At 72.9% G+C, this 2,484-nt stretch carries 4 protein-coding genes; all 4 read right to left on the bottom strand.

The annotated features are described in order from the left end of the window. Positions 1–58: 58 nt before the first annotated feature. The 4 genes from ACWEVO_RS34905 to ACWEVO_RS34890 all read right to left on the bottom strand — a co-directional run bounded on the left by ACWEVO_RS34905 (position 59) and on the right by ACWEVO_RS34890 (position 2,310). Positions 59–454, bottom strand: a complete 396-nt coding sequence (locus ACWEVO_RS34905; RefSeq protein ID WP_452311675.1) for a hypothetical protein — start codon at positions 452–454, stop codon at positions 59–61. A gap of 114 nt (positions 455–568) precedes the next feature. Next, positions 569–1,522 carry a twin-arginine translocase subunit TatC gene (gene tatC, locus ACWEVO_RS34900; protein WP_452311674.1) on the bottom strand — a complete coding sequence of 318 codons (954 nt, stop codon included), beginning with the start codon at positions 1,520–1,522 and terminating at the stop codon, positions 569–571. 18 nt (positions 1,523–1,540) lie between these two features. Continuing rightward, the gene (gene tatA, locus ACWEVO_RS34895; RefSeq protein ID WP_452311673.1) at positions 1,541–1,846 is read right to left on the bottom strand and encodes a Sec-independent protein translocase subunit TatA; all 306 of its coding nucleotides are present in this window, start codon (positions 1,844–1,846) and stop codon (positions 1,541–1,543) included. A 215-nt stretch (positions 1,847–2,061) separates the two neighbouring features. Beyond that, complete coding sequence (locus tag ACWEVO_RS34890; protein WP_452311672.1) at positions 2,062–2,310, bottom strand: hypothetical protein; 249 nt, start codon at positions 2,308–2,310, stop codon at positions 2,062–2,064. Positions 2,311–2,484 lie beyond the last annotated feature (174 nt).

Below are 2,484 nucleotides of genomic sequence, written 5' to 3'. Positions count from 1 at the left end.
CGAGCGGATCAGGCAGCCCGGGCGGGACCTGAGACGGCCGGGAGGACCGGGCGGGACCTCAGGCGGCCGGGCGGAGCGGGCGGCCGTCGCGGGCGAGCGGGGCCAGCCGGCGCCAGCGCGGCAGCTCGGTGACCATCGCGGCCAGGGCCAGCACCGTGACCGCCACCGCGACCGGCCGGGGCCAGGCCGCCCAGGACGAGACCACCGCGGCGACCAGTTGCAGCAGCACCAGGGCGATCGTCACCACCCCGGGCACCGCCACCAGCACCTGCTTCTTGTCGCCGGGGGTGGCGAAGACGGTGGGCAGGCCGATCAGCACCACGACCGAGGCGACGGCGAGGACGACGGAGTGCGGGGCGAGCGCCCACGGGGTGGCGACCCAGGCGACCAGTTCGGTCAGGAAGCGCAGCGCCGAGGCGAGGTCGGGGCCGGCCGGCGGGCGGTTGTCGATCACGGTCGCCAGTATGCCGCCGGCGCCCGCTGGACCGCCGGCCCGCCGTGTGCGGATCCCGAGTACGCGAAACGCCGCCCCGGACGGGGCGGCGTTTCAGCTCGACGGCGGTGACGGTCAGGTCATGTCGTCGTAGCGGCGCTCGATCGGCGTGGGAGCGGTGATCGGCTGCGGCGCCCCGATCGGGGCGGCCGCCTCGACCCGCCCGCTCGCCTCCACCGGCTCGACGGAGAGATCCAGCGGCGACACCTCGTCGTCGGCGACGTCCGCGTAGATCTCCCGGCCCCGCCCGCGCCGCTTGTCGTTGAGGAAGGCCACGCCGACCGCGACGAAGTAGAGCAGCGAGAGCGCGGTGGCCAGCAGCGTCATGCCGAACGGGCCCGGGTCGGGCGTGGCGATCGCGGCGAACGCGAAGGACACGAAGATCACCACGCGCCACCAGCTCAGCAGCCTGCGGGCGCTGGCCACCCCGGTGAAGTTGAGCATGAGCAGGATCAGCGGGAACTCGAACGCCACCCCGAACAGCAGGATCATATTGGTGACGAAGCCGATGTAGGCGCTGACCTCGAACTGGTTGGACAGCCCGCCGACCCCGGAGTCCATCAGGAACCCGAGGCCCTTGTCGACCACGAAGTAGGCCAGCACCCCGCCGGCCGCGAAGAGCGGCGCGGCGATCGACACGAAGACGTACGCCCACTTGCGCTCGTGCCGGTGCAGGCCGGGGGCGATGAACGCCCAGAGCTGGTAGAGCCAGACCGGCCCGCCGATGATCAGGCCGAGCCAGAGCGCCAGCTTCAGCTTCAGCACGAAACCGGTCGTCGGCGCCAGCGCCAGCAGGTCCTGGCAGTGCCCCAACGCGTCCTTCGTGTCGGGCAGCCGGCAGTACGGCCGCTTGAGCAGCAGGAACACCGGATCGGCGAGCCAGAAACCGGCGATCAGGCCGGCGACGATCGCCAGCGAGGCGCGGAACAGCCGGTTGCGCAGCTCGCGGACGTGCTCCATGAGCGTCATCGAGCCGTCGGCGGCCCGTTCGAACTCGGTCGGGCCGCGCTTCTTCAACCCGAAGGCCACGGTCGGGGGCCCTCCGGATCAGTTCTCGCGGACGCGCTGCACCGGGTCGACCGGCGGGGCGACCGGCTGCTGCGGCTGCGGGGCGAACTGCTGCTGCTGCGGCTGCGCGTACTGCTGCTGCGGCGGGAGCGGCTGGTAGCCGGACTGCGCGTCGGCCTTCTCGGCCAGGTCGCGGTCGTCATCGTGCAGGCTCTTGGTCTCGGCCTTGATGATCCGCAGCGAGCGGCCCAGCGAACGGGCCGCGTCGGGGAGCCGCTTCGCGCCGAAGAGCAGGATCAGCACGACCACGAGTACGGCGATGTGCCACGGCTTGAGGGCACCCATGGGAAGCTCCAGTCGCTCAGTGTGGTGAGGGGTGGTCGCAGCCCATCGTACGTGCGTCGACGAGGCTTGCCACCCCACCCGGCCCCTCGGTGCGGGCCTGGTCGGTGAAGTCTCGACCAACCCGAAGTGTCCCGTCAACCACCCGTCCGGGCGCGATCGTGCGCGAAGTCGCCCCGGAACGCGCAGCTAGCGCGACTCGGACCGACGGCCGTCGATCACTTTCCGCGCCTGGCCTTGATCAACGCGGTGCGTTCCTGGACGACGGTGACCCGTTCCTGCAGCGCCTCGGCCCGCTCCTGGAGCGCCTCGGCGGCCGAGCGCAGCGTCTCCGCCTCGGCCTGGCGCCCCTGCAGCGCGAGCGCCGCCCGGCGCAGCCGGGGCAGCCGCGCCAGCACCGGGCGGACCGCCAGGGCCAGCACGACGAACGCGAACAGCACGACCCCGACCACGATCCACGTCACCACGGCGGTCAGCCTACTGGGTCACCCCGGCCACCGCCGGGTCGGCGCGCTCGGCCGGCGACGCGTACGCCTCCAGGGCGGCGACCGCCTGGGCGCGGATCTGGTCGCGGAATCGCTGTGCGCGTTCCACGGCTCATACCCGAGCCCGGTCAGCCAGACCCCGGCCGGGGCGTCGCC

It is taken from the genome of Micromonospora sp. NPDC003776 (assembly GCF_053605645.1).
Note: the sequence above shows the minus strand (reverse complement) of the source record. Positions and strands in the feature narration are given on the sequence as shown.

Bases quoted from the DNA above. Each gene is read 5' to 3' on its own strand.
- tatA (WP_452311673.1), bottom strand. From the start codon at position 1,846: ATGGGTGCCCTCAAGCCGTGGCACATCGCCGTACTCGTGGTCGTGCTG.